Annotated in this window: 24 protein-coding genes; 9 read left to right on the top strand and 15 right to left on the bottom strand. The window is 71.4% G+C overall.

Annotated elements, in window-relative coordinates; genetic code table 11:
* Positions 1-244: 244 nt before the first annotated feature.
* From pknB to ACFYZL_RS37560, 3 genes are all read left to right on the top strand, one after another.
* Positions 245-2,158: a Stk1 family PASTA domain-containing Ser/Thr kinase gene (pknB, locus tag ACFYZL_RS37570; protein WP_388685359.1), complete on the top strand. Its 1,914-nt coding sequence runs from the start codon at positions 245-247 to the stop codon at positions 2,156-2,158.
* A 9-nt stretch (positions 2,159-2,167) separates the two neighbouring features.
* The gene (locus ACFYZL_RS37565; RefSeq protein ID WP_388685371.1) at positions 2,168-3,025 is read left to right on the top strand and encodes a deoxyribonuclease IV; all 858 of its coding nucleotides are present in this window, start codon (positions 2,168-2,170) and stop codon (positions 3,023-3,025) included.
* A gap of 363 nt (positions 3,026-3,388) precedes the next feature.
* The gene (locus ACFYZL_RS37560) at positions 3,389-3,811 is read left to right on the top strand and encodes a DUF4396 domain-containing protein (protein ID WP_384757494.1); all 423 of its coding nucleotides are present in this window, start codon (positions 3,389-3,391) and stop codon (positions 3,809-3,811) included.
* Positions 3,812-3,849: 38 nt separating this feature from the next.
* On the opposite strand, the gene ACFYZL_RS37555 is transcribed toward ACFYZL_RS37560, so the two are convergent.
* A complete protein-coding gene (locus tag ACFYZL_RS37555; RefSeq protein ID WP_384757484.1) occupies positions 3,850-4,482 on the bottom strand; it encodes a sulfite oxidase-like oxidoreductase in 633 nt (210 codons plus the stop codon).
* Between the two features lie 185 nt (positions 4,483-4,667).
* Here ACFYZL_RS37555 and bfr point away from each other — a divergent pair, with 185 nt between their 5' ends.
* Positions 4,668-5,144, top strand: a complete 477-nt coding sequence (gene bfr, locus ACFYZL_RS37550; protein ID WP_030707395.1) for a bacterioferritin — start codon at positions 4,668-4,670, stop codon at positions 5,142-5,144.
* Between the two features lie 19 nt (positions 5,145-5,163).
* Here bfr and ACFYZL_RS37545 read toward each other — a convergent pair whose 3' ends face one another.
* Together ACFYZL_RS37545 and ACFYZL_RS37540 are read right to left on the bottom strand one after the other, a co-directional pair.
* Positions 5,164-5,505, bottom strand: a complete 342-nt coding sequence (locus ACFYZL_RS37545; protein WP_384757497.1) for a bacterioferritin-associated ferredoxin — start codon at positions 5,503-5,505, stop codon at positions 5,164-5,166.
* 171 nt (positions 5,506-5,676) lie between these two features.
* Complete coding sequence (locus ACFYZL_RS37540) at positions 5,677-7,032, bottom strand: class II 3-deoxy-7-phosphoheptulonate synthase (RefSeq protein WP_388685356.1); 1,356 nt, start codon at positions 7,030-7,032, stop codon at positions 5,677-5,679.
* A 166-nt stretch (positions 7,033-7,198) separates the two neighbouring features.
* Between ACFYZL_RS37540 and ACFYZL_RS37535 the strand changes: the two genes are divergently transcribed.
* Together ACFYZL_RS37535 and ACFYZL_RS37530 are read left to right on the top strand one after the other, a co-directional pair.
* Entirely contained in the window at positions 7,199-7,267 is a 69-nt protein-coding gene (locus ACFYZL_RS37535; RefSeq protein WP_202203957.1) for a trp operon leader peptide, read from the top strand.
* A 98-nt stretch (positions 7,268-7,365) separates the two neighbouring features.
* Positions 7,366-9,243: an anthranilate synthase family protein gene (locus ACFYZL_RS37530; RefSeq protein WP_388685354.1), complete on the top strand. Its 1,878-nt coding sequence runs from the start codon at positions 7,366-7,368 to the stop codon at positions 9,241-9,243.
* 202 nt (positions 9,244-9,445) lie between these two features.
* Here the strand turns inward: ACFYZL_RS37530 and ACFYZL_RS37525 are convergent, their stop codons facing one another.
* From ACFYZL_RS37525 to ACFYZL_RS37505, 5 genes are all read right to left on the bottom strand, one after another.
* Positions 9,446-10,438 (bottom strand): 2-hydroxyacid dehydrogenase, encoded by a 993-nt coding sequence (locus tag ACFYZL_RS37525; RefSeq protein ID WP_384757223.1) that lies wholly within the window; start codon positions 10,436-10,438, stop codon positions 9,446-9,448.
* Between the two features lie 71 nt (positions 10,439-10,509).
* A complete protein-coding gene (locus ACFYZL_RS37520; RefSeq protein WP_384757245.1) occupies positions 10,510-11,538 on the bottom strand; it encodes a 6-phosphofructokinase in 1,029 nt (342 codons plus the stop codon).
* A 175-nt stretch (positions 11,539-11,713) separates the two neighbouring features.
* The gene (locus ACFYZL_RS37515; RefSeq protein ID WP_384757225.1) at positions 11,714-12,394 is read right to left on the bottom strand and encodes a response regulator; all 681 of its coding nucleotides are present in this window, start codon (positions 12,392-12,394) and stop codon (positions 11,714-11,716) included.
* Positions 12,391-13,608, bottom strand: coding sequence for a MacS family sensor histidine kinase (gene macS / locus ACFYZL_RS37510; RefSeq protein WP_384757228.1), 1,218 nt, complete (start codon positions 13,606-13,608; stop codon positions 12,391-12,393). The genes ACFYZL_RS37515 and macS overlap by 4 nt, the downstream gene beginning before the upstream one ends.
* 48 nt (positions 13,609-13,656) lie before the next feature.
* Positions 13,657-14,397, bottom strand: a complete 741-nt coding sequence (locus ACFYZL_RS37505; protein ID WP_384757248.1) for a lysophospholipid acyltransferase family protein — start codon at positions 14,395-14,397, stop codon at positions 13,657-13,659.
* Positions 14,398-14,567: 170 nt separating this feature from the next.
* Between ACFYZL_RS37505 and ACFYZL_RS37500 the strand changes: the two genes are divergently transcribed.
* Together ACFYZL_RS37500 and ACFYZL_RS37495 are read left to right on the top strand one after the other, a co-directional pair.
* Positions 14,568-15,347 carry an alpha/beta hydrolase gene (locus ACFYZL_RS37500; protein ID WP_384757251.1) on the top strand — a complete coding sequence of 260 codons (780 nt, stop codon included), beginning with the start codon at positions 14,568-14,570 and terminating at the stop codon, positions 15,345-15,347.
* Complete coding sequence (locus ACFYZL_RS37495) at positions 15,340-15,951, top strand: hypothetical protein (protein WP_388685350.1); 612 nt, start codon at positions 15,340-15,342, stop codon at positions 15,949-15,951. The genes ACFYZL_RS37500 and ACFYZL_RS37495 overlap by 8 nt, the downstream gene beginning before the upstream one ends.
* Before the next feature lie 444 nt (positions 15,952-16,395).
* Here the strand turns inward: ACFYZL_RS37495 and ACFYZL_RS37490 are convergent, their stop codons facing one another.
* The 6 genes from ACFYZL_RS37490 to ACFYZL_RS37465 form a co-directional block, all read right to left on the bottom strand.
* Positions 16,396-17,157: an endonuclease/exonuclease/phosphatase family protein gene (locus tag ACFYZL_RS37490; protein ID WP_384757233.1), complete on the bottom strand. Its 762-nt coding sequence runs from the start codon at positions 17,155-17,157 to the stop codon at positions 16,396-16,398.
* Between the two features lie 66 nt (positions 17,158-17,223).
* Positions 17,224-18,165: an ROK family glucokinase gene (locus ACFYZL_RS37485; protein WP_388685347.1), complete on the bottom strand. Its 942-nt coding sequence runs from the start codon at positions 18,163-18,165 to the stop codon at positions 17,224-17,226.
* Between the two features lie 61 nt (positions 18,166-18,226).
* Positions 18,227-18,691, bottom strand: coding sequence for a DUF5304 domain-containing protein (locus ACFYZL_RS37480; protein WP_388685345.1), 465 nt, complete (start codon positions 18,689-18,691; stop codon positions 18,227-18,229).
* Between the two features lie 67 nt (positions 18,692-18,758).
* Positions 18,759-19,892 carry an ArsA family ATPase gene (locus ACFYZL_RS37475; protein WP_388685342.1) on the bottom strand — a complete coding sequence of 378 codons (1,134 nt, stop codon included), beginning with the start codon at positions 19,890-19,892 and terminating at the stop codon, positions 18,759-18,761.
* Between the two features lie 264 nt (positions 19,893-20,156).
* Entirely contained in the window at positions 20,157-20,597 is a 441-nt protein-coding gene (locus ACFYZL_RS37470; RefSeq protein WP_384587422.1) for an SRPBCC family protein, read from the bottom strand.
* A gap of 79 nt (positions 20,598-20,676) precedes the next feature.
* Positions 20,677-21,474, bottom strand: coding sequence for a metallophosphoesterase (locus ACFYZL_RS37465; RefSeq protein ID WP_384750465.1), 798 nt, complete (start codon positions 21,472-21,474; stop codon positions 20,677-20,679).
* Positions 21,475-21,702: 228 nt separating this feature from the next.
* Here ACFYZL_RS37465 and ACFYZL_RS37460 point away from each other — a divergent pair, with 228 nt between their 5' ends.
* Entirely contained in the window at positions 21,703-23,499 is a 1,797-nt protein-coding gene (locus ACFYZL_RS37460) for an AMP-dependent synthetase/ligase (RefSeq protein WP_388685339.1), read from the top strand.
* 13 nt (positions 23,500-23,512) lie between these two features.
* On the opposite strand, the gene ACFYZL_RS37455 is transcribed toward ACFYZL_RS37460, so the two are convergent.
* Entirely contained in the window at positions 23,513-25,129 is a 1,617-nt protein-coding gene (locus tag ACFYZL_RS37455) for a GMC oxidoreductase (protein ID WP_388685337.1), read from the bottom strand.
* Between the last annotated feature and the right edge of the window lie 84 nt (positions 25,130-25,213).

The following is a 25,213-nucleotide window of genomic DNA, read 5'->3' as shown; positions in this document are numbered from 1 at the left end:
GATCGCGCAGCGACGCGACGACGAAGGAGGAGCGCCCTTGACAGGGCGGCCCGACGCGGAAGGACAGTGGGACCGACGGGAAAGCCCCAACCCTTTACGGCGCCGACCGACCGGGGCACCGACAAACCCCACCCCCGCCCCGCCCCGCCACCCGCCTCGCCCCGCACCCACCTCCACGTCACAGCTGCGCTGCAAGAAGGACCACCCCCGTCGGGTCGCGTCCGCCCGCCAATAGAATCGGCGGGTGGATACGACCCTGGATGACCCCCTCGTCGGGCGCGTGCTCGACGGCCGCTACCGCATCGACGCCCGTATCGCGGCCGGTGGCATGGCAACGGTCTACCGGGCCGTCGACACCCGGCTCGACCGCGTGCTCGCGCTGAAGGTGATGCACCCGGCCCTCGCCGCCGACGCGGCCTTCGTCGACCGGTTCATCCGGGAGGCCAAGTCCGTGGCGCGGCTCGCGCACCCCAACGTGGTCGCCGTGTTCGACCAGGGCACGGACGGGCCGTACGTGTTCCTGGCCATGGAGTACGTCTCCGGCTGCACCCTGCGCGACGTGCTCCGCGAGCGCGGCGCGCTGCGGCCCCGGGCCGCCCTCGACATCCTCGAACCCGTCCTCGCCGCCCTCGGCGCGGCCCACCGGGCCGGGTTCGTACACCGTGACATGAAGCCCGAGAACGTCCTGATCGGTGACGACGGCCGGGTCAAGGTGGCCGACTTCGGGCTGGTCCGTTCCGTGGACTCCGTCACCAACACCACCGGCTCCGTCCTCGGCACCGTCTCCTACCTCGCCCCCGAGCAGATCGAGAACGGCGTCGCCGACACCCGCGTGGACGTCTACGCCTGCGGTGTCGTGCTGTACGAGATGCTGACCGGAGCCAAGCCCCACACCGGCGGGACGCCCGCGCAGGTGCTGTACCAGCACCTCCACGAGGACGTGCCGCCCCCCTCGGCCGCCGTCCCCGGCCTCGCCGTCGGGCTCGACGAGCTCGTCGCCCAGGCCGCCGCGCGCAACCCGGAACTGCGGCCGCACGACGCCGCCGCCCTGCTCGGCCTCGTCATCGAGGCCCGTGCGCAGCTCGGCGACGCCGAGCTGGACGCCGTACCGCCGCAGGCGCGGGCCGACGAACGGTCGTCCGCCGAGGACCGCACCGGCGTGATCCCGCGCCCGGTGACGGCGCAGCAGCCCGTGCACCACACCTCCCGCCTGGAGATGCCTCCGACTCCGCCGCCGGCGACGCACCGGCCCGCCGCCTCCTCCCGGCGGCCCAGCCGAGGTGTGCTCCTCGTCATCGCGGGGGTCCTGCTCTCCCTCGGTCTGGGCACGGGCGTCTGGTACATCAGCTCCGGCCAGTTCACCAAGGTCCCGAACCTGCTCGGCAAGACGGAGGCCGAGGCGCGCTCCCAGCTGTCCGAGGCCGGGCTCGGGGTGAAGGGCGTCGAGCGGAAGTTCAGCGACGCCTTCGACCGCGGGACGGTGATGGACACCGACCCTCCGGGCGGCAAACGCATCCGCGGCAACGGCTCCGTGAAGATCTTCATCTCCCGCGGCCCCCAGGTCGTGGCCGTGCCCAACCTGAAGGACCGCCCGCTGGAGGAGGCCAAGAACGAGCTGACGAAGGCAGGGCTGGCGCCCGGCATCGTCACCCAGGCCTTCAGCCAGGACGTCGCCCAGGGCTCGGTGATCAGCACCGACCCGACGGGCGGCGAGAAGCGGGCACCCGACACCGCGGTCGCGCTCGTGGTGAGCAAGGGCCGTCCGGTCGGGGTCCCGAGCGTGGTGGGGCTCCCCGCCGGCCAGGCGAAGGCGAGCCTGGAGGGCCTGGGCTTCAAGGTCGATACGGCCGCCGAGCAGGTCAACTCCCCTGCCGCGGCCGGTACGGTCGCCAACCAGTCGGTCAGCGCGGGCGCCCAGGCCGCGGCCGGCGACACGATCACGCTGACCGTGTCCAAGGGCCCCCGCCTGCTCCCGGTCCCCGGCGTGACCGGCCAGGAGGTGGACGCCGCCCGCAAGACGCTGGAGGCCGCGGGCTTCAAGGTGAAGGTGGAAAAGCCCTTCCTGTCCTTCAGCAACACGGTGGACACGCAGTCGGTACCGGCCGGGCAGACCGCCCCCGAGGGCAGCACGATCATCATCAAGACCAAGGGACTGTAGGCCGCAGTGATACGCAATCCAGTGGGCGGGCACGTCCCCGTGGCGGGCGGTCTCGCCTCGGTCGGGCTGACCTACGCCCGTGAGATGGGCGCCGAGGCCGTCCAGGTCTTCGTCGCCAATCCACGCGGCTGGGCCACCCCGGTCGGCAACCCGGCGCAGGACGAGCGGTTCCGGGCCGAGTGCGAGGCCGGGTCCATCCCGGCGTACGTACACGCGCCCTACCTGATCAACTTCGGCTCCCACACCGAGGCGACCGTCGAGAAGTCGGTGGAGTCACTGCGCCACTCGCTGCGCCGCGGCCGGGAGATCGGCGCGCTCGGGGTGGTCGTGCACACCGGCTCGGCGACCGGCGGGCGCCCGCGCGAGGCGGCGTACGCGCAGATCAGGGAGCACATGCTGCCGCTGCTGGACGAGCTGACGCACGAGGACGACCCCTTCCTGCTGTTGGAGTCCACGGCCGGTCAGGGTTCCTCGCTGTGCGCCACGGCCGAGGAGTTCGGCCCGTACTTCGAGGCGCTCGACCGCCACCCGATGCTGGGGATCTGCCTGGACACCTGCCACATCTTCGCGGCCGGCCATGACCTGGCGGAGCCGGGCGGCACCAAGCAGACCCTCGACCTGCTGGTGAACACGGTCGGCGAGGGCCGGCTGAAGCTGGTCCACGCGAACGACTCCAAGGAGGGCGTCGGCGCCCACAAGGACCGGCACGCGCAGATCGGCCAGGGCCACATCGGCCGGGACGCCTTCGCGGAGCTGTTCACGCACCCGGCGATGGAAGGCGTACCGCTGATCATCGAGACGCCCGGCGGCAAGGAAGGACACGCGGCGGACGTGGCGCTGCTGAAGGAGCTGCGCGGCACCGGGTGATCCGATGATCCCTTGAGGAATACCCCAGGGGGGTATACGGTTCTGTCTGTCGACGGGACCGCCACCCGGCATTCCCACGAGGGGGTTGTTGTCATGGAACAGACACAGGCAGGCCACGAGCACCATCAGCACCACGGACACGGGCAACACGGCGGGCACGGCGGGCATGAGGGCCACCCCGGGCACGGTGACCACGAGCAGCACGGCAGCCACGCCCGGCACGGTGACCACGCAGGTCACGCAGGTCATGCAGGTCACGCGAGCCACGAAGACCACAGCGGGCACAGTGGCCACGACGGACACGGCGGACACGGCGGACACAGCGACCACGACGCACACGCCCACGGCAAGGTCAGTTGGGCCATGGCCGCGCAGGCCACCCTGCACTGCCTCACCGGCTGCGCCATCGGCGAGGTGCTCGGCATGATCATCGGCACCGCGTTCGGGTGGGGCAACGTGGCCACCATGATCCTGGCGATCGTGCTGGCGTTCTTCTTCGGCTACGCGCTCACCCTGCGCGGGATCCTCGCCGCCGGCGTCGACTTCCGCACGGCCATCCGGGTGGCCCTGGCCGCCGACACCCTCTCGATCGCCGTCATGGAGCTGATCGACAACGGGGTGATCGCCCTGTGGCCCGGCGCGATGGACGCGCACCTCTCGGACGCGCTGTTCTGGATCGTGCTCGCGATCTCGCTCGCGATCGCCTTCGTCCTGACCACCCCGGTCAACAAGTGGATGATCGGCCGCGGCAAGGGTCACGCGGTCGTCCACCAGTACCACCACTGAGCAGTACCACCATCGGGCGATTTCCCCGACGGCGTTCACTACAGCTCCGGGCCGTCCCCCGGCTCCTCCTGGTAGGAGTAACGCTGTTCGCGCCAGGGGTCGCCGATGTTGTGGTAACCGCGCTCCTCCCAGAAGCCCCGACGGTCCGCGGTCATGTACTCGATCCCCCGGACCCACTTGGGGCCCTTCCAGGCGTACAAGTGCGGGACGACGAGCCGCAGCGGGAACCCGTGCTCGGCGGTGAGCAGTTCACCGCCCTCGTGGGTGGCGAAGACCGTCCGGTCGGAAGCGAAGTCGGCCAGCCGCAAGTTGGAGCTGAAGCCGTACTCGGCCCACACCATCACGTGCGTGACCTGCGGGGCGGGCGGCGCGAGGTCGAGCACCGTACGGGCGAGCACCCCGCCCCATTCGGCGCCCTGCATGCTGAACTTCGTCACGCAGTGGAGATCCGCCACCACCGACTCGAACGGCAGGGCCGTGAAGTCCTCGTGGTTCCAGCAGTGCTTCTCACCGTCGGCCGTGGCCCCGAAGACGCGGAACTCCCAGCGCTCCGGCTTGAACTTCGGTACGGGCCCGTAGTGGGTGACGGGCCAGCCCCGCTGGAGCCGCTGCCCCGGAGGGAGCTCCGGCTGCTCTGCTCCCGGAGATTCCCGGCTTTCCGGCTGACCCATGAGTCCATGGTGACAGACTTGGCGGGGTGGTCATGACCAGGTCTGGGCCAATGCGGGCCTCTTTCCGGGCAAGTCGCGGCAACTCCCACTAAGGAGGCACTTACTGGACGCTCCTCAGTGGCGGTGCAAGGATGCGCGCACCTGCCCCGTCACATAGCTGACATTGCCTGGAAGGAGCCTCTGCGATGCAGGGCGACCCCGAGGTCCTTGAGTTTCTGAACGAGCAGCTGACCGGCGAGCTGACCGCCATCAACCAGTACTGGCTGCACTACCGCATCCAGGACAACAAGGGCTGGACCAAGCTCGCCAAGTACACGCGTGAAGAATCCATCGACGAGATGAAGCACGCGGACAAGATCACCGAACGCATCCTCATGCTGGACGGTCTGCCGAATTACCAGCGCCTCTTCCACGTGCGCGTCGGTCAGACGATCACGGAGATGTTCCAGGCGGACCGTCAGGTCGAGGTCGAGGCCATCGACCGGCTCAAGCGCGGTATCGAGGTCATGCGGGGCAAGGGCGACATCACCTCCGCGCGGCTCTTCGAGGAGATCCTGGAGGACGAGGAGCACCACATCGACTACCTCGACACCCAGCTGGAGCTCATCGAGTCCCTGGGTGAGCCGCTGTACATCGCGCAGCTGATCGAGCAGCCGAGCTGACCTCCGCCCCTCGGGAGGACTAGGCCGCTTCCGCCAGCCGGGGCGCGAGCACCGCTGCCGGCGCGGGTGCGGCCACCGCCGCAGGTGCCGTAGCAGCCGCGGGCACTGCCGTGAGTTCGGGTGTGGTCACTGCCACCAGCTCCGGGTCCGCGGCGAGGACAGCCGCGGCGTTGCCCTTCTCCAGCTGCTCGCGTCGCGGGCAGGCACCGCGGCCGAGTATGCCCTGGATGGTGCGCACGCAGGAGCCGCAGTCCGTGCCGGCCTTGGTGGCCGAGGCGATCTGGCGCGGGGTGCAGGCCCCGGCAGCCGCGTGGTCCTTGACCTGCTTGTCGGTGATCCCGAAACACGAGCAGACGTACACGCGGTTCACCTCCCTGAGTGGAATGGTTCTTCGAGCCATCCCCTAGATCGGTGAGGCTTACCTAACCGTACCCAAACTTAGGGTTCCCTAAAAGACCCGGATACGAGGATGGGGCGCGGATCACATCGATCCGCGCCCCATCGTCACAGGCTGCTGCCTGCCGGTCGCTGCTTACTGGTCGCGGTACATCTCGGCGACCAGGAACGCCAGGTCCAGGGACTGGCTGCGGTTGAGCCGCGGGTCGCAGGCCGTCTCGTAGCGCTGGTGCAGGTCGTCGACGAAGATCTCGTCGCCGCCGCCCACGCACTCGGTGACGTCGTCACCGGTGAGCTCGACGTGGATGCCGCCCGGGTGGGTGCCGAGGCCCTTGTGGACCTCGAAGAAGCCCTTGACCTCGTCGAGCACGTCGTCGAAACGGCGCGTCTTGTGGCCGGAGGCCGCCTCGAAGGTGTTGCCGTGCATCGGGTCGGTGACCCAGGCGACGGTCGCACCGGACGCGGTGACCTTCTCGACGAGCTCGGGGAGCTTGTCGCGGACCTTGTCGGCGCCCATGCGGACGACGAAGGTCAGCCGGCCCGGCTCGCGCTCGGGGTCCAGGCGGTCGATGTAGGTCAGCGCCTCGTCCACCGTCGTGGTGGGGCCGAGCTTGATGCCGATCGGGTTGGCGATCTGCGAGCAGAACTCGATGTGCGCGTGGTCCAGCTGGCGGGTGCGCTCACCGATCCAGACCATGTGGCCGGAGGTGTCGTACAGCTTGCCGGTACGGGAGTCCGTGCGGGTCAGCGCGCCCTCGTAGTCGAGCAGCAGCGCCTCGTGGGAGGCGTAGAACTCGACGGCCTTGAACTCGGCCGGGTCGGTGCCACAGGCCTTCATGAAGTTCAGCGCGTTGTCGATCTCCCGCGCGAGCTGCTCGTAGCGCTGCCCGGAGGGGGAGTTCTTCACGAAGTCCTGGTTCCAGGCGTGCACCTGGCGCAGGTCGGCGTAGCCACCGGTGGTGAAGGCGCGCACCAGGTTCAGCGTCGACGCGGACGCGTGGTACATGCGCTTCAGCCGCTCGGGGTCCGGGATCCGGGCCTCTTCGGTGAAGGCGAAGCCGTTGACGGAGTCACCGCGGTAGGTCGGCAGGGTGATGCCGTCGCGGGTCTCGGTGTCCTTGGAGCGCGGCTTGGAGTACTGGCCCGCGATGCGGCCGACCTTCACGACGGGCACGGAGGCCGCGTACGTCAGGACGGCGCTCATCTGGAGCAGCGTCTTCAGCTTGGCGCGGATGTGGTCGGCGGACACGGCGTCGAAGGCCTCGGCACAGTCGCCACCCTGGAGCAGGAACGCCTCGCCCTTGGCGACGGCTCCCAGTCGGGCGCGCAGCTGGTCACACTCGCCCGCGAAGACGAGCGGCGGATACGACTCGAGGTCCGCGACGACAGCGCGCAGAGCCTCGGCATCGGGGTACGAAGGCTGCTGCGCCGCGGGAAGGTCTCGCCAGGTCGCCTTGGCGGCGGGGGCTTGGGTTTCAGCGTTCACGGTCACCTCGTAAACATTACGTCGTCATTCGTCACGTCCAGCCTTGCGACCACCTGGTGAGACGGAAGTGGCTCGAAGGTTGACGGAGCCCGAAAATACGGAATCCATGGTTCATACCGCTTCATGAGACGGATCCTGCGCCTGGAGGGCGATCTGGGCTAAGGTGCGCAGCATGTACGCGCACTCGAACCAGAACTGGTGGTGGACCGCTCCGGGCGGCCCACTCCTCGCGCGTACGTAAACGACACTACCGACGCGAAGGCCGCCCCGAGGGGCGGCCTTCCGTGTTTTCCACGGACATCACGGAGCCGCTCCTCCCACCGGAAGGACGACCCGCCCATGTCCACGGCACTCAGCCGACTGCTCGACGATTCCTGCCCCCCGTTCGCCCTGCTCCGCCGCCGTACCCCCGGCCGTGACCACGACACCGTCGAGGTGCTCCTCGGCCCGGTCCACGAGGCCGAACGCCTCGCCGACCTGCCCGTGCGGGAGCTGCCCACCCTCGCGCTGGTCCCGTTCCGGCAGATCCGGGAGCGCGGGTTCGACGTGCGCGACGACGGCACTCCGCTGAGCGTGCTCGTCGCCGAGGAGGCGTACGAGATCCCGCTGGCCGAGGCGCTGGCCGCGCTGCCCTCGCACTCGGTCCGGGTCGACGGCGGCGGCTTCGACGTCCCCGACGAGGAGTACGCGGCCACGGTCGAGCGGGTCATCGAGGACGAGATCGGCCGCGGCGAGGGCGCGAACTTCGTCATCCGGCGCACCTTCGAGGGCCGGATCGAGGGCTTCGGCCGGGCCGACGCCCTCGCCCTGTTCCGGCGGCTGCTGGAGGGCGAGAGGGGCGCGTACTGGACGTACGTCGTCCACACCGGGGAGCGGACGCTGGTGGGCGCCAGCCCGGAGGTCCACGTACGGATGTCGGGCGGGACCGTCGTCATGAACCCGATCAGCGGGACGTACCGCTATCCGGCGGGCGGCCCGACCGTGGACTCGCTCCTCTCCTTCCTCGGCGACCGCAAGGAGACCGAGGAGCTGTCGATGGTGGTCGACGAGGAGCTCAAGATGATGTGCACGGTCGGCGACCGCGGCGGGGTCGTGGTCGGACCGCGCCTGAAGGAGATGTCGCACCTCGCGCACACCGAGTACGAGCTGCGCGGGCGCTCCTCCCTGGACGTGCGGGAGGTGCTGCGCGAGACGATGTTCGCGGCGACGGTGACCGGCTCGCCGGTGCAGAACGCCTGCCGGGTGATCGAGCGGTACGAGACCGGCGGCCGCGGCTACTACGCGGGCGCGCTCGCCCTGCTGGGGGTCGACGCGTCCGGGGCCCAGACGCTCGACTCCCCCATCCTGATCCGCACCGCCGACATCGCCCCCGACGGGACGCTGAGGGTGCCGGTCGGGGCCACCCTCGTCCGGCACTCCGACCCGGGGGGCGAGGTCGCGGAGACCCACGCGAAGGCCGCCGGGGTGCTGGCGGCGCTCGGCGTCCGGCCGGCGGCGCCCCGCCCGTCCTTCCAGGGGGCGGCGCGGCTGGCGGAGGACCCCCGGGTGCAGGCCGCGCTGTCGGCGCGACGGGCGGACCTGGCGCCGTTCTGGCTGCGGATGCAGGAGCCGCCCGCCGCACCGTCCGGCCACGCGCTGGTCGTCGACGGCGAGGACACCTTCACGGCGATGCTGGCGCACGTCCTGCGGGTGGCCGGGCTGGAGGTGACCGTACGCCGCTACGACGATCCGGGGCTGCGGGCGGCGGCCCTGGCCTGGGAGGGCCCGATCGTGCTGGGCCCGGGCCCGGGCAACCCGGCGGACGCGGCCGACCCCAAGATGCGGATGCTGCGCGCGCTGGCGGCGGAACTCCTCGGCTCGCACCGGGGCGGCCTGCTCGGCGTCTGCCTGGGGCACGAGCTGCTGGCGGCGGAACTCGGACTGCCGCTGATCCGCAAGGCGGAGCCGGCGCAGGGGGCGCAGACGCGGATCGATCTGTTCGGGGCCGAGGAGGTGGTGGGCTTCTACAACACGTACACCGCGTACTGCGCCGAGGGCGCGGAGCCGGCGGGGGTGGAGGTCTCGCGTGACCCGGTGACGGGTGAGGTCCACGCCCTGCGCTCCGCGGCGGGTGGCTTCGCGGGGGTGCAGTTCCATCCGGAGTCGGTGCTCACCCTGCGGGGGGCGGAGCTGCTGCGCGGGCTGGTGGCCCACGTGACGGCTGCCGCCGTGGCGTAGCGCCGCCGGGCCGTCGGGCGGGGGCCGCTTGGCCGCCGGACCGCTGCGCGGGGCCTCGTCCCCCCGCGCCTCAAACGCCGGCGAGGCCGGATTTCAGCCCGTCCGGCGTTTGAGGACCGGGGTCCGGGGCGGAGCCCCGGGGAACGATGGAAGGGCGGGTAGGGGACCCGGCCCCGCGCAGCGGCAGCCGCCACACTGCGGGTCAGGTGGGCACCAGGGTGTTTTCCGAGCGCCGCCCCGCGAGGTAGTCCGCCACGTTGGCGACCGTCGCGTCGATGATCTGCCCCACCGCGTCCGTCGTGTAGTACGCCTGGTGGGAGGTGACCACCACGTTCGGGAACGTCACGAGCCGGGCCAGGGTGTCGTCCACCACCGCCTCAAGCGACTTGTCCGTGAAGAACACCCCGGCCTCGGCCTCGTACACGTCGAGGCCCACCCCCGTGAACCGCCCCGCCCGCAATTCGGCGACCAGCGCGTCCGTGTCGACGAGCCCGCCGCGGCTGGAGTTCACCAGGATCGCGTCGTCGCGCATCAGCCCCAGCGCCGCCGAGTCGACGAGGTGGTGGGTGGACTCCAGCAGCGGCACGTGCAGGCTGATGAGGTCGGAGGAGGCGAAGAGCTCCTCCTTCTCCACGTACTTCATGCCCAGATCCACGCAGGCCGGGTTCTGCGCGACGTCCCAGCCCAGCAGCTTCATGCCGAAGCCGTGCGCGATCCGGGTGAAGGCCGCGCCGATCTTGCCGGTGCCCAGGACGCCCGCCGTGCGGCCGTGCATGTCGCGGCCCATCAGCCCGTTGAGGCGGAAGTCGAAGTCCCGGGTGCGGTTGGAGGCCCTGACGATGCGCCGGTTGACGGCCATCGCGAGGGTCCAGGCGAACTCGGCCACCGAGTGGGGCGAGTAAGAGGAGACCCGGCTGACGGTCATGCCCAGCCGGCGGGCCTCCTCCAGGTCGATGTTGTTGAAGCCGGTGGAGCGCTGGGCGATCATCTTCGTCCCGCCCGCCGCCAGGATCCGCAGCACCCGGCCGCCCAGGTCGGCGTTGACGCTGGAGGAGACGACCTCGTACCCGGCCGCGATCGGCGCCGTGTCCTCGCTGAGGAAGACGTCGAGGCAGCGGACCTCGTGCCGGCCCTCGAAGGCCCGCTCCAGGAGCGGCTCCTCGTCGGCGGTCACACCGAATGCCAGGATCTCCACGCTTGCTCCCGTCGGTCAGGCCATGGGTCGTTCGTCACCATACGATCCATGGCCCGCCCCTGCCCGGCAGCTCAGCCGAAGAAGACGCCGACTTCCTTGTACAGCGCCGGGTCGACCGTCTTCAGCCTGGCCGTGGCCTCGGCGATCGGGACCCGGACGATGTCGGTCCCCTTGAGCGCGACCATCTTGCCGAAGTCCCGGTCGTGCACCGCGTCGATCGCGTGCAGTCCGAAGCGGGTCGCCAGCCAGCGGTCGAAGGCGCTGGGCGTGCCGCCGCGCTGGATGTGGCCGAGCACCGTCGTACGGGCCTCCTTGCCGGTCCGCGCCTCGATCTCCTTCGCGAGCCATTCGCCCACGCCCGAGAGCCGGACGTGCCCGAAGGAGTCCTTGGTGGCGTCCTTCAGCACCATGTCCCCGTCCTTGGGCATGGCGCCCTCGGCGATGACCACGATCGGCGCGTAGCTCGCCGTGAACCGGGAGGTCACCCAGGCGCACACCTGGTCCATGTCGAAGCGCTGCTCGGGGATCAGGATGACGTTGGCGCCGCCCGCGAGGCCCGAGTGGAGGGCGATCCAGCCGGCGTGCCGGCCCATGACCTCGACGACCAGGACCCTCATGTGCGACTCGGCCGTGGTGTGCAGCCGGTCGATGGCCTCGGTCGCGATGCCGACGGCGGTGTCGAAGCCGAAGGTGTAGTCCGTGGCGGACAGGTCGTTGTCGATGGTCTTCGGTACGCCGACGCAGGGGATGCCGTACTCCTCGTACAGCTTGGCGGCGACGCCGAGGGTGTCCTCGCCGCCGATCGCGATGAGTGCGTCGACCTCGTACTTGGTGAGGTTCTCCTTGATCCGCCGCACCCCGTCCTCGACCTTGAACGGGTTGGTGCGCGAGGAGCCGAGGATGGTGCCGCCGCGGGGCAGGATCCCGCGGACGGCGGGGATGTCGAGGGGGACGGTGACCCCCTCGACCGCGCCGCGCCAGCCGTCCTTGAATCCGATGAACCCGTAGCCGTACTCCTGGTCGCCCTTGCGGACGACGCCCCGGATCACCGCGTTGAGCCCGGGGCAGTCGCCGCCGCCGGTCAGCACTCCGACCTTCATTGCATCTCCCTTCTCCATGACGGCCACGCTAGTGGTGACGCAGGTCACAGCAAGGGGGGTGGAGGGGTCAATTCCGGTGATGTTGAGGGGCGTTGCGTACGCCTGTTCACTCGTACGGGGAGTTCGGGGAGGTAAGTGCGATGTTCGACCGGCGGCCGGGGCCGCCGGTGCCCGGCTACGCGTCGTCGAGGCCGCGCTCTATGGCGTAGCGGACGAGCTCCACCCGGTTGTGCAACTGGAGCTTGCCCAGGGTGTTCTGGACGTGGTTCTGCACCGTGCGGTGGGAGATGACCAGTCGTTCCGCGATCTGCTTGTACGACAACCCCTTGGCGACGAGCCGCAGTACCTCGGTCTCCCGGTCGGTCAGCTGCGGGGCGAGTCGCTCGTCGGGGGCGGTCGGCGCCGGGTCGGTGGCCAGGCGGCGGTACTCGCCGAGCACCAGTCCGGCCAGGCCCGGTGTGAACACCGGGTCGCCGACGGCCGTGCGGCGGACGGCGTCGATCAGCTCCTGGGCGCCGGCGGACTTCAGCAGGTATCCGGTCGCGCCGGACTTCACCGCCTCCAGGACGTCCGCGTGCTCGCCGCTCGCCGACAGGACCAGGACCCGCAGCGCGGGATTGGCGCCGACCAGCTCCTTGCAGACCTGGACCCCGGGCATGCCGGGCAGGTTGAGGTCGAGGACCAGGACGTGCGGGGTGACGGCGCGGGCCCTGCGGACCGCCTCGGGGCCGTCGCCGGCCGTGGCCACCACGTCGAAGCCCGCGGCGGCCAGGTCGCGGGCGACCGCGTCCCGCCACATCGGGTGGTCGTCGACCACCATCACCTTGATCTCGTTCGGCGCGCTCGGCTCGCTCATGGCTTGTCCGTCCTCCCCCTCGGTACTTTCAGTTCCACTTCGGTGCCCTGTCCGGGGACGGACACCAGCTCGGCGCTGCCGCCGAGGTCGCGCAGCCGGCCGCGGATGGACAGGGCGACTCCCATCCGTCCCTCTCCCTCGGCCTGGTCGAGGCGACCGGCCGGGATGCCCGGGCCGTCGTCGCGGACGGTGACGATCACCTCGTCGCCCCAGTCCTCGACCAGGATCCAGGCCCTGGCGCCCTCCCCGGCGTGCTTGCGCACGTTGTCGAGGGCGGCGCCGACCGCCGCGGCCAGTTCCCTCGCGGCGGGCACCGGCAGCTGGACCGGGGTGCCCGGCTCGGCGAAGCTCACCCGGGAGCCGGCGTGCGGGGCGAGGAGGGTCCGCAGATCGACCTCGCCCTCGTCGGCGCCGGGCTCCTCGACCTCGTACGAGTCCACCAGCGCGCCCAGCGACTCGTCGCGGGAGATCCGGGAGGGGTGCACCAGCCCGCTGGAGACCAGGGTGCGCAGGGCCACTTCCTGTTCGCCCGCCATCCGGCCGAGTTCGGCGGCCTCGCCGCCGAGTTCGGTGCCGCGCCGCTGGACCATGGCGAGGACCTGGAGGACCCCGTCGTGGATGTCGCGGGCGAGGCGCTCGCGCTCGCGGGTGGCTGCCTCGATCTCCAGGGCGCGGGCCAGGGTGGCCTCGCTGGCCCGGGCGACCTCGACGACGTAGCCGATGGCGATGGAGGCGACCCACACGAGCAGGACGTTGTGCAGGGTGTCGCGGGTGGGGTCGCCGCCGTGGATGACGAGGTTGGCGGCGGCCACGAAGGTGGACGCGAAGCCGGCCCAGCGCCAGCCGCCCTTGAGGGCGAAGGCCAGGACCGAGCCGGCGGTCCAGATGCTGGGGAGGGTGGGGCCGCCCGCGGCGATCCGCTGGTGGGTGTCGGCGACCGGCGTGAGCAGGATCCCCGCGACGGCGACGGTGAGGTCGGCGCAGAGGAAGCGCTTGGTGCAACTGGCGGCGGTGGCGACCTTGGAGGAGGTGGCCAGGGTCCAGACGGCGAGGACGGCGAGGTAGCCGATCGCGACCATGGGCCGGTCGAACCCCTTGTAGGCGGAGGCGAACAGCACCACCGCGTAGACCATGGTCAGCAGCCGGTAGCCCGTCAGCGCCCGCCAGAGCGGCTGCTCGACCGACATGCGCACGACACGTTCGCGTTTCGCCATTTCCCCCGCCCCCGCTTCCCGCTCCCGCGGGCGGTACCGCCGCCCGTCCTACTCCGCGCTGTCGCCCGTGGCGCTCTTCTCGGCCTTGGCGGCCTTCTCCGCGTCCTTCTCGGCCTTCTCCGCGTCGGCGATCTGCCGCTTGGCCGCCGTCGCGTAGATGTCCACGTACTCCTGACCGGACAGCTTCATGATCTCGTACATGACCTCGTCGGTCACCGAGCGGAGGATGAAGCGGTCCCCGTCCATGCCGTGGTAGCGGCTGAAGTCCAGCGGCTTGCCGATCCGGATCCCGGGGCGCATCAGCTTCGGGACCACCTTGCCGGGCGGCTGGATCTTCTCCGTGTCGATCATCGCCACGGGGATCACGGGCGCTCCGGTGGCCAGCGCCACCCGGGCCAGCCCACCGGGCTTGCCCCGGTAGAGGCGCCCGTCGGGTGAACGCGTCCCCTCGGGGTAGATACCGAACAGCTCCCCGCGTTCGATGACCTCGATGCCGCTCTTGATGGCGGCCTCACCGGCCCCTCGGGCACCGGAGCGGTCCACCGGGAGCTGGCCGACGCCCTTGAAGAAGGCGGCCGTCAGCTTGCCCTTGACGCCCGGGGAGGTGAAGTACTCGGCCTTCGCGATGAAGGTGACCTTCCGGTCCAGCACGGCCGGCAGGAAGAAGGAGTCCGAGAAGGACAGGTGGTTGCTCGCGAGGATCGCAGGCCCCTCGGCGGGAATGTTCTCCAGGCCCTCCACCCACGGCCTGAAAGCGAGCTTCAGGGACCCGCCGATGGAGAACTTCATTGCGCCGTAGATCAACTCGAAAGCCTTCCTGTGTCTGTCGAACAGACCTTATCCCCTGCCTCCCCCGACAGCGGCCCGACGGCCCTGGTCGGTACCAGTCCGGTCGCGTACGGTGAAGTCACACAGAGCAACGCACCCACCTGATGTACATCATGATCAAGGAGACCCTGGTGCCCGTCCTCCCTGGAGCCGAGCCGTTCCGCCACGAGGGCGGAGAGGTCGGCGTCCTTCTCTGCCACGGCTTCACCGGTTCCCCGCAGTCGATGCGCCCCTGGGCCGAGTACCTCGCCGGAAAGGGCCTCACGGTGTCGGTGCCGCTGCTGCCCGGGCACGGGACGCGGTGGCAGGACATGCAGCTCACGGGCTGGCAGGACTGGTACGCGGAGGTCGACCGGGCGCTCCAGGAGCTGCTGGACCGGTGCACGCAGGTGTTCGTGTTCGGGCTCTCGATGGGCGGCGCGCTCACGCTGCGGCTGGCGGCCAAGCACGGGGACGCGATCAGCGGCCTCGTCCTCGTCAACCCGGCCAACAAGGTCCACGACCCGCTGGCCTTCGCCCTCCCGGTGGCCAAGCACTTCATCCGGTCGACGCCGGGCATCGCCAGCGACATCGCGAAGCCGGGCTCGGAGGAGGTCGGCTACGACCGGGTCCCGACCCGGGCCGCGGACTCGCTGCGCAAGCTCTTCTCGCTGGTCGACGCCGACCTGCCGCAGGTGACGCAGCCGGTACTGCTGCTGCACAGCCCGCAGGACCACGTCGTACCGCCCGTGGACTCGGCGCGGATCCTGGCGCGGATCTCCTCGACGGACGTCACCGAGACCCTGCTGGAACAGAGTTACCACGTCGCGACGTTGGACCATGACGCGGAGCGGATCTTCGCGGACAGTTTTGCGTTCGTCGGCCGGCTGGCGGAGAGCGTGGGCAGGGAGGGGGCGGAGGCGGGTGGCTGAGCACGAGGAGCAGTCGGGCGGAGTTCCGCCGCTGGACGAGGAGGCGGCGTGGGCTGCGATCGTCGCCGGGTACGGGCAGGAGCCGCCGGACCCGCCGGGGGCCAGGCCGTTCCGGCCGATCGAGAACCTGCTGCTGCCGGAGGAGGACGTGAAGCCGTTGCCGCCGGGGGCGGGGGCGGGGGCGCAGGCAGGAGCGAAGTCGGGCTCTGAGGACGAGGCGGAGGCCGAGGCCGAGGCGGACGAGCCTGAGCCGCCGGCCGCGGCCGCCCCGTCCCTGGGCAGCTCGGTGGTCTTCGCCCCGGGCGTGGGGATGGTGGGCCCCCGGGACCACTCCCTCGCGGAGCCGAAGGACGAGGACGAGGGTCACTTCGTGCAGCCCGAACCGGAGCTGCCGGAGGCGGACACCACGTCGAAGTTCGCCTGGCTGGCGGTGGTCGGCGGGCCGGTGCTGCTGCTCCTCGCGGTGCTGCTCCAGTGGGAGATGACCTGGTGGCTGACCACCCTGGGCATCGGAGGCTTCCTGGGCGGTTTCGCGACGCTGGTCGCGCGGATGGCGCAGGGCGACGACGATGACGACGATCCGGGGCGCGGGGCGGTGGTCTGACCTTTCGGACGCGCCGCTCGCGGCACGGCGCCGCGCCTTCCTGGCTTCGTGCCGCTGCGGCGGCCTCCGGCCGTTGGTGGCCGGGCGGGGGGGGTGGACCTCGGCTGGGCCCGGTGGGTCGTCTGCGGGTGGTGGGCCGCTGCGCGGGGCGTGGTCCCCTACCCGCCCTTCCACCGTTCCCCGGGCTCCGCCCGGACCCACCCTGGGGCTCCGCCCCAGACCCCGCGCCTCAAACGCCGGCGAGGCTGGATTCGCCCCGGCAGGGCTGGACCTGCCCTGCGGGCAATCCGGCCCCGGCCCGCACCTGGACAGCGCAACCAAATCCAGCCCCGCCGGCGTTTGAGGCGCCGCCGGAGGCAAACCAGCCCGTCCGGCGATTGAGGACCGGGGGTACGGCGGCCGGCCCCGGCAGGGGCGAGCTCCGTCGAGGCGGCCTTGCCCGGGCTACGGCGCAGCCGGGAGGCGGAGGGCCGCCAGGACCGGGAGGTGGTCCGTCGCCGCGTGGAGGTCCGCGGAGGCCAGCCCCGGCAGCCCCGCAGGGACACCGCAGGCCAGCACCTCCACCCCCCGCGAAGCGAACACCGCGTCGATCCGCCGGTCCGGCGCCGCCGCCGGGAAGGTCCGCTCCCCGCCCCAGGGGGACACCGTCCGGCAGTCCTGAAGGGTGGCGGAGAGCCGCCTGAAGACCGGGCCGTCCGGGGTTTCGTTCACGTCGCCGCCCACGATCGCGTACGGCGCGTCCATGGCGGCGACCCGGTCCAGGAGGAGTTCCGCCTGCGCCCCGCGTTCGGTCGCGTTCAGGGACAGGTGGGTGCTGACGACCCCCACCCGCGCCCCCGCGAAGCGGACCACCGCCGTGGCGAGGCCCCGCCGGTGCAGGCCGGGCGTGAGCGGCAGCAGTACGTCCTCCGTGCGCTCCACGAAGGCCCGTAGCGAGCACAGCAGCAGCGGCCCGGCCGCCGTCGCGCCGCCGCTCAGGACCACCAGGTCGGCCTTCGACGCGAGGCGCGCCGCGTGCTTGCGCCACCGGAAGAACAGCGGCGCCTCCTGGATGAAGACCAGGTCCGGCCCGCACGCCCGGATGACCCGGGCCAGCGCGTCCTCGTCGTCGCGCAGCGAGCGGACGTTGTAGCTGAGTACCCGGATCACGGCGGAACCGTCCGGCTCGGTACGGGACTTCGGCAGCGGGGGCAGCGACTGGTCCATGCCCGCAAGATATGCCGCCGCCCGCCGCTCCCCCAAGGGGCGCGGCGGGCGGAACGCCCGGAAGAGTCAGCCCTGGCGGGCCAGGTCGGCCGCTCCGACGAGACCGGCCTTGCCTCCGAGCTGGGCGGCCAGCACCTGCGCGTGCGGACGCCAGGCGCCGCCGACCAGCCAGCGCTTGAAGGACTTGCGGATCGGGTCGAGGACGAGGTCGCCCTCGTCGGAGACCCCGCCGCCGACGATGAACGCCGACGGGTCGAACAGGGACGCCAGGTCGGCGAGGCCCGCGCCGGCCCAGCGGGCCAACTCGCGGAAGGCGTCGACGGCCACCGGATCGCCCTGTCGGGCGGCTTCGCTGATGTGCTTGCCCTCGATGCCGTCGGGGGTGCCGTCGCCCAGCGCGAGGAGGATCGCCGCGTGCTCGGGGGTGGCGTTGGCGCGCTGCTTCGCGTACCGGACGAGCGCCCGCCCGGAGGCGTACTGCTCCCAGCAGCCCTGGCTGCCGCAGCCGCACAGCAGGCCGTCCGGGACGACCCGGATGTGCCCGAACTCGGCGGCGACGCCGAAACGTCCGCGCCGCAGCTTGTTGCCGATGATGATGCCGCCGCCCAGGCCGGTGCCGAGCGTGATGCAGATGACGTCCTCGTGGCCCTGGCCGGCGCCGAAGCGGTACTCGCCCCAGGCCGCGCAGTTCGCGTCGTTCTCGACGACGACGGGCAGGCCGATGCGCTGCTCGACCTTGTCCTTGAGCGGTTCGTGGCGCCAGTTGATGTTCGGCGCGAACAGGACGGTGGCGCGCTTGTCGTCCACGTATCCGGCGGCGCCGATGCCGACGGCATCGATCGTGTGGTTGCTGCTGACCTCGGACACGGCGGCGCAGATGGCCTCCGTGACTCCGTTCGCGGTCGGCGGGGTGGGCACCTTGTACGTCTCAAGGATGGTGCCCTCTTCGTCGACCACGCCGGCCGCGATCTTCGTGCCGCCGATGTCGACGCCGATGGTGAGTCCCATTAGTCCCTCGGTTTCCGGTCAAACCCCGCCAGGGCCAACCGTACCCGAGCGCGCCTGGGGTTCAGTCGAGATCGATCCGCTCGCCGGGGCCTGCGTCGGGGCCGTCGTCGCGGGGGTCGCGGTCGTGGGAGCCCGTACGGGGTGCCGGGGGCTCGTCGCGCGTCCAGCGGCGCTCGTGGCCCTCGACGGCGGAGCGGTAGGCGGCGAGCAGCTCGGACCCGGCGGCCGCGAGGTGGTCGAAGACCTCGGGGTTGCGCTCGATGACGGGTTTGGCCGCGGTCTTGGCCTGGTCCACGAACTGGCGCACCGCGCCCTGGGCCGCGGCGCCGAAGAGCGGGTTGTTCAGCGAGGAGACCTTGTCCGCGACGGCGCCGAAGAGCTTGAAGAGTTCCTCGGCGGCGGTCCCGGTGGTCCCGGCGCCCGCCTGTCCCTGGCCGCGCAGGCGCTCCTTCTCGGCGGCGAGGTCCTCGGCGCAGGCCCTGGCCCAGGCGTCGTCGTCGGTGGGACGGTCGGTGGCCTCGCTCATCGCGGGTTCTCCTTGCGGGGCGTTCGGTGCGGCCTCTTTCGACCTTACCCGAATGGGGGTACGCGGTTCAGGGCGTACGGGGCCACAATCCCGCGTCCGGCGTGAAACGGATGCGGAGCACGCCGTCGGCGAGTGCGGCGCCGGAGACGGAGCAGCGGCGCAGGACCGACGGCAGGGGAACGATCCTGCGGTAGGGGCCCGCGGTGAGGAGCAGCTCGTCGCCGCGGCGGATCAGGTCGAGCTCGCTCTTGCGGGCGCCGGGCAGCGGCACCTCCCAGACGAGCACTCCGTCCTCGGCGCGGCGGTCCTCGACGGCCCAGCCGGGACGGGGGGCGGGCGGCCGGGGCGCGAGCCCTTCCGTCTCCGCGAGGAGGGCCAGGTCCTGCGGGTCCCGCGGGTCCCGGCCGAGGTGGGCGAGGGGGATCACGGGGAGCTCGGCGGCCCACTCGGCGGTGTGCTGCTCCTGCCGGCCGGCGAGGGCGGCGAGCCAGGGGTCGGCGGATCCCCGCGGGAGGAGGCGGTTGGCGACGATCGCGGAGACCGGGAGTTCCTGGAGGGCGAGCCCGAGCCGGCCGAGCCGGAGCGCGTCGGCGGCGGTCGGTCCCGGCTCGGCGACGAGCCGTATCTCGGTGGTGTCGGCCTCGACGACGGCCTGTACGGCGGCGAGCTCCTCGTCCCAGCGGGCGGCGGTCTCGTAGAGCCACTGCGCGGGCATGGGCACGCCGGCGAGCTGGGCGAGTACGGGGCGCAGGGCGCGGGCGGCCTGTCGCTCGGCGGGGAGCAGCCGGGCGAGGTAGCGGCGCAGCTGGGCGGGGAGGGAGAGGGTGGCGACGGCCCGGTGCAGCGGGGGCAGGTCGACGACGACGAGGTCGGTGCCGGGGGCGGTGGCCGCCCGACGGATGGCGCGGAGCAGGGCGAACTCCTCGGCGCCGGGGAGCTCGGTGAGCTCCTCGGCGGTGAGGGGTCGGGCGCCGATCATCCCGAGGAGCGAGGATCCGCGCTCCTGGAGGGCGACGAGCTCGTCGCGGAACTCCCGGCCGGAGTCGACGCGGGCGACGCTCAGTCGTTCGCCGTGCGGGGGGTGGGGGGCGTCGGTGAGCAGCAGCACCCGGCGGCCTTCGCGTGCCGCGGCGAGGGCGGTGGCCGCGGCCACGGTGGTCTTCCCGGCTCCGCCGGGGCCGGTGATCAGGAGGGTGTGCATTGCGCTCCGACTCGGTGGTGATGGTGCCGCTTGCGCGGGCCCTGCGGGGCGCCACCCCACACCCCGCGCCTCAAACGCCGGCGGGGCTGGAATTGCCCTGCGGGCCATCCAGCCCATGCGGCAGCACACGCAGGCTGACCCCGCCGAATCCAGCCTCGCCGGCGTTTGAGGCGCGGGGGTTCGGGGGCAGAGCCCCCGACAGCGGCGCCGCGCCCCGGACCGTGGCCGGGCGCACCCGGACCCGCCGGGCGACCCCGCAGGGGATCAGGCGGATTCGACGCGCTTCTTCAGGCCCGCCAGGGCCCGGTCGATGATGACCTTCTCCGCCTTGCGCTTGATCATGCCCAGCATCGGGATCTTGACGTCCACCGTGAGCTGGTACGTGACCTCGGTCCGCTTGCCCCCGTCCACCGGGGCCAGCCGGTACGAGCCGTCCAGCTGCCGCAGCATCTGGGACTTGACGAGGGTCCAGCTGACCTCGTCCGGGCCGGTCCAGGTGTAGCCGAGGACGTGGTCGTCCTTGATCGCGCCCGCGTCGAGCAGGAGCCGTACCTTCTCGGCGCGGCCCTCGGCGTCGGCGGCCAGTACCTCGGCCTCCTTCACCTCGCCGGTCCACTCGGGGTAGCGGGCGAAGTCGGCGATCACGGCCATCACGTCGGCCGGGGCGGCGTCGATCGTGATGCTTGAGCTGGTGTGTTCCGCCATCGCGGTGGCTCCTCCGGGGAGTGTTCGAGGAAGTGTGCGGCCTCCGGCCGCCGCTCGAAGGCTACCGTGCGTGCGGTGGTCACCACTCCAGGGCCCATGGCCTTCCGGTGGCCGCGAAGTGCCCGACGTTCACGCACTCGGTGTTCCCGATCCGCATCCGCCGTGCCAGCGGCTGGTGCACGTGCCCGAAGAGGGCGTACCGGGGCCTGGTCCGCCGGATCGCGGCGAGCAGGGCCTCGCTTCCCCGTTCGAAGCGCCGGGCCACCGTGTCGTAGCAGAGTTCCGGCACCTCCGGCGGGATGTGCGAGCACAGTACGTCGACCTCGCCGAGCGCCTCCACCTTGGCCGCGTACTCCTCGACGTCCACCTCGTACGGGGTGCGCATCGGCGAGGGCAGTCCGCCGCCGACGAAGCCGAAGACGCGGCCGCCGATCTCGGCCCGCTGCCCGTCGAGGACGGTGATGCCGTGCCGGTCGGCGTACTCGGGCCACAGTCCGGGGATGTCGACGTTGCCGTAGGTGGCGTACGTGGGGGTGGGGAAGGCCGCGAACATCTCGGCGTACTGCCGGCGCACCGCGCCCTCGATCATCCGGTCCCGGTCCATTCCGGCCCACAGCTCCCGGCCGAAGGCGTGCGCTTCGGCGAACCGGCGTGCGGTGCGCAGTTCGACGATCCGGTCGGCGTTGTCGACGCCGAAGAGGTCGGGGAAGATCCCGCGCGAGTGGTCGGCGTAGTCGAGGAAGAGGACGAGGTCGCCGAGGCAGATCAGGGCGTCGGCGCCCTCACCCGCCCTGGCGAGGGCCTCGGTGTTGCCGTGCACGTCGCTGACGACGTGGATCCGTGTGCGACTTTTCCTGCCACGCTCGCTGCCACCCATGCGGCCACCCTAGAGGTGGGGGGTAACCGGAGGTAGGGGAACCGTGGAAGCCCGTCCTACCTGCGGTTACTTCCGAGTCGTGAACGGGGTCGACTACTGTCGGCTCGTAAGGGCCGTGTCTGTGACGCACGGAACATCTGGCCGGTTCCCTCTATCGGGAACCCACTACTCGTGGGTAACGTCCGGTCGGTCCACATGGTGGCGATGGCGCCCAGAGGAGCAGCAGTCTTGCGCGAGTTCAGCCTTCCGGCCCTGTACGAGGTCCCGTCGGACGGGAACCTGACGGATCTCATCCGCCGCAATGCCGCGCAGCATCCGAACACCGCCGTCATGAGCCGCAAGGTCGACGGTCGGTGGCAGGACGTGACCGCGACCGAGTTCCTGGCCGAGGTCCGGGCCACCGCGAAGGGCCTGATCGCGGCGGGCGTCCGCCCCGGCGACCGGGTCGCCCTGATCTCCCGCACCCGCTACGAGTGGGTGCTGATCGACTTCGCGATCTGGACCGCCGGCGGTGTCACGGTCCCCGTCTACGAGACCAGCTCCCCCGAGCAGATCCAGTGGATCCTCGGTGACTCCGGCGCCGTCGCCGTGGTCGTGGAGAGCCCCGGGCACAGCGCGTCCGTCGCCTCCCTGCGGGACCGGCTGCCGGAGCTGCGCGAGGTCTGGGAGATCGAGCAGGGTGCCGTCGAGGCCCTGAAGGCCGCGGGCACCGGGATCACCGACGCCGAGGTCGACGAGCGCAGCAGCCTCGCGGTCGCGGACGACCCGGCCACCATCGTCTACACCTCGGGCACCACCGGCCGCCCCAAGGGCTGCGTGCTGACCCACCGCAACTTCTTCGCCGAGTGCGGCAACGTGGTGGAGCGCCTCAGCCCGCTCTTCCGCACCGGCGAGTGCTCCGTGCTGCTCTTCCTGCCGGCCGCGCACGTCTTCGGCCGCCTGGTGGAGGTGGCCGCGGTCCTGGCGCCGATCCGCCTGGGCTGCGTACCGGACATCAAGAACCTGACCGACGAGCTCCAGTCCTTCCGTCCCACGCTGATCCTCGGCGTGCCGCGCGTCTTCGAGAAGGTCTACAACTCGGCGCGCGCCAAGGCCCAGGCCGACGGCAAGGGCAGGATCTTCGACGCGGCGGCCGAGACGGCCATCGCCTACAGCCGCGCGCTGGACGCCCCGGGCGGTCCGTCCTTCGGCCTCAAGCTCAAGCACAAGGTCTTCAAGAAGCTCGTCTACAGCAAGCTGCACACGGTGCTCGGCGGACGCGGCGAGTACGCGATCTCCGGCGGCGCCCCGCTGGGCGAGCGCCTCGGGCACTTCTTCCGCGGCATCGGCTTCACGGTGCTGGAGGGCTACGGCCTGACCGAGTCCTGCGCGGCGACGGCCTTCAACCCGTGGGACAAAACGAAGATCGGTACGGTCGGCCAGCCGCTCCCGGGTTCCGTGGTGCGCATCGCGGACGACGGCGAGGTGCTGCTGCACGGCGAGCACATCTTCAAGGAGTACTGGAAGAACGAGACGGCCACGGCCGACGCGCTGACCGACGGCTGGTTCCACACCGGCGACGTCGGCACGCTCGACGAGGACGGCTACCTCGCGATCACCGGGCGCAAGAAGGAACTGATCGTGACGGCCGGCGGCAAGAACGTCGCACCCGCCGTGATCGAGGACCGGATCCGGGCGCACGCGCTGGTCGCGGAGTGCATGGTCGTCGGCGACGGGCGGCCGTTCGTGGCCGCGCTGGTCACCATCGACGAGGAGTTCCTCGGCCGTTGGGCCGCGGAGAACGGCAAGCCGGCCGGGGTGACGGCGGCGGAGCTGCGCGAGGACGCGGAGCTGATCGCCGCCGTCCAGAAGGCCGTCGACGACGGCAACGCGGCGGTGTCCAAGGCGGAATCGGTGCGGAAATTCCGCATTCTGCCCTCCCAGTTCACGGAGGAGTCGGGTCACATCACGCCTTCGCTGAAGCTGAAGCGCAATGTGGTCGCGAAGGACTTCGCGGACGAGATCGAGGCGCTGTACCGGGGCTAGTCCCGGCGGTCGTCTACCGGGGGTCCTCGGCGAGGATCCGGGCCATGTTCCGCTCGGCGAGGGCGGTGATGGTCACGAACGGGTTCACGCCGAGCGATCCGGGGATCAGGGAGCCGTCGACGACGTACAGCCCCTGGTAGCCCTTGGCCCGGCCGTACGCGTCGGTGGCTTCGCCGAGTACGCAGCCGCCGAGCGGGTGGTAGGTGAAGTTGTCGGCGAAGGCCCTGTTGCCGCCGAAGAGGTCGTAGCGGTACATCGTGAAGTTCTTCCAGTTGATGCGGTCGAAGAGGCACTTCGCCGCGTTGACCGAAGGCGTGTTCTGGTCCCTGGTCCAGTTGAGGCGGGCCGAGTCGGTGGCCGCGTCGTAGGTGAAGTGCCCGCGCTCCGGGTTCTTGGTGATGGCCAGGTACATCGAGATCCAGTGCTCCAGCCCCATGGGGAGCGGGGCGATCTCGGCGAAGACCGGGTTCGAGGCGTTGTCCCAGTCGTCGATGCCCATGGCGGGCATGGTGGCCTGGTTCGCGCCGACGGTGTCCCAGAGGTGGTTGGCGCGGGCGGTCATGACGTTGCCGTTGTGGCCCCAGCCGAGCCCGACCCCGGGGCTGAGCGCGGGCAGGGCGCCGGTCTCCCGGGCCCGGAGCAGGATCTCGGTGGTGCCGAGGCTGCCGGCGCCGAGGAAGAGCTGCTTGCAGCCGAGTTCGCGGACTTGGGTGACGCGGCCCGTGACGTCGCTGGTCTGCACGGTGAGGACGTACCCGCCGGCCGGGTCCTGACGTACGCCGACGACGCGCTGCATCGTCTCGATGGTGACGTTGCCGGTGCCCAGGGCGGCGGCGAGGTAGGTCTTGTCGACGCTCTTCTTGCCGTGGTTGTTGCCGTAGATGACCTCGCCGGCGAGGGCGGATCTGGTGGCGGTGCCGGCGGCTTCCCGCTTCATGTACTCGAAGTCGTAGACGTTCGGCACGAAGACGGTCTTGAGGCCGGTGTTCTGCGCGTGCTTGCGGGAGATCCGGGCGAAGCGGTACCACTCCGTGGACTCGAACCAGGCGGGGTCGATGTCGTTGACGCCGAGCATGGCGCGGGCGCGGGGGTAGTACGTGCCGTACATCTCGTCGGCGTCGACCTGCGGGAGCACCTCCTGGAAGTACGACCGGCGGGGCGTGGGGGCCATGCCGCCGTTGACGAGCGAGCCGCCGCCGACGCCGCGTCCCACGTACACGGACATGTCGCCGTAGTTCACGCGGTCGAGGACGCCGGGGTACGGGCTGATGTCGCGGTTGACCACGTCGAGCCAGAGGAACTGGGCGAGCGGGGCCTCGGTGCGGTTGCGGAACCACATGGAACGCTGGTCGGGCGCGGAGGTGGAGGGGAAGACCTTGCCGTCGGGGCCGGGGGTGTTCCAGAGCCGGCCCATTTCGAGGACGACGGTACGCACGCCGGCCTGGCCGAGTCTCAGGGCGGCGACGGCGGAACCGTAGCCGGAGCCGACGACGATGGCGGGGGCGTACTGCGCGGCGGCGGGCTCGGCGGCGGCCGCGGATTGCAGCCCGATGCGGGTGAAGCCGAGGGCGGCTGCGGTCTGGAGGGCGCCGATGCCGAGGAAATGACGGCGCGTCAGGTGTGGTGTCATGGCCGCATCATGGGCGGAATCCAGCCTTCCAGCCAGACGTCGCCTTGACAGGCATCTGAGAGACAGTCAGATGTGGCGGGCGCC

This window comes from Streptomyces sp. NPDC001717, from assembly GCF_042892775.1.
GTDB lineage: Bacteria > Actinomycetota > Actinomycetes > Streptomycetales > Streptomycetaceae > Streptomyces.
Note: the sequence above shows the minus strand (reverse complement) of the source record. Positions and strands in the feature narration are given on the sequence as shown.